At 57.0% G+C, this 1,092-nt stretch carries 2 protein-coding genes; both read right to left on the bottom strand.

The genetic code is table 11. The features are described 5' to 3' along the window. Window positions 1-34 precede the first annotated feature (34 nt). Window positions 35-493 carry a transposase gene (locus tag HX823_RS31365; protein ID WP_177078515.1) on the bottom strand — a complete coding sequence of 153 codons (459 nt, stop codon included), beginning with the start codon at window positions 491-493 and terminating at the stop codon, window positions 35-37. Window positions 494-674: 181 nt separating this feature from the next. Next, the coding region (locus HX823_RS31360) for a TetR family transcriptional regulator C-terminal domain-containing protein (RefSeq protein WP_177078513.1) at window positions 675-1,092 on the bottom strand (418 nt) is incomplete at its 5' end.

Below are 1,092 nucleotides of genomic sequence, written 5' to 3'. Positions count from 1 at the left end.
GCTTGCTCGCGAAGGGGGCAACTCGGTCTTGCCCCTACAACCAAACTGCATCCCACAGCGGATAGTCGCCAATCCGCTTCACCAGCCCCGCCCGCAGAGGATTGGCCACCACATACCGGGCCATCTTCACCAGATCATCTTCCTTGCGCAGCGCGCGGTCATGAAAGCTGGTTTGCCAAAGCCTGCCTCTGCGACCAGAAGCACCGTTCACGCTTCGGGTGCTTTTGGATTTAACCTGGCACATCAAATCGCCTAGTGAGCCTTTTTGTAGTTCGACCAACCAGTGGAAATGGTCTGGCATCACTACCCAGGCCAAAGAGTTTGCCAGCCCTTGAGACTGAGCGAGTCTGAGTTGCCAGACCACTAATCGGCCTAGGTAAAAGTCACTGAATATCCGCACACGTTCGTGTGTATTGGTGGTGATCAGATAGATGCGATTGGGTTCGTTGAACCGCCCGATACGCAGGCGGCGTGAGTTGGCTAGATCAGGCATTCCTTGGCCTCTCTTCAGATGGTGTCCTGAGAGGCTAGATCTCGATGGCTGATGCTGATTGGCAGGCTTTTGGCAGGATGTGTCTGGGAGGGCGCTTTCGCGAGCGAGCCCGCTCCCACGGGGGATCTTCAGTGTTTTGACAATTTATGTCTGGCGCAAACTCCACAGGCACCACATTTCCTCAGTCCGGCTCACACCCCTTCAACACCAACCGAATAATCGTCTGCGCCGCCGCTTCATAATCCGCCTCATCCAACTTGGCCTTCCCGGTCACCGCCGAGATCTGCCAGTCAAAATCCGCATAGGTCTGCGTAGCCGCCCAGATACTGAACATCAAGTGGTTGGGGTCAATCGGCGCGATCAGGCCGCGATCTACCCAGTTCTGGATGCAGGCGATGTTGTGCTTGGCCTGGGCGTTCAGCTGTTCAACCTGATCCGCGCTGAGGTGCGGGGCGCCGTGCATGATTTCGCTGGCGAAGACTTTGGACGCAAACGGCAGGTCACGGGAGATGCGGATTTTCGAGCGGATGTAATTGCTCAGTACCACCGAGGGTTCGCCATCCGGATTGAACGGCGTGGAAGCGGCCAGGATCGGCTCG

Origin of the sequence: Pseudomonas sp. P7759 (assembly GCF_013386445.1) — a bacterium.
In the GTDB taxonomy this organism is placed as follows: domain Bacteria; phylum Pseudomonadota; class Gammaproteobacteria; order Pseudomonadales; family Pseudomonadaceae; genus Aquipseudomonas; species Aquipseudomonas azotoformans_A.
Note: the sequence above shows the minus strand (reverse complement) of the source record. Positions and strands in the feature narration are given on the sequence as shown.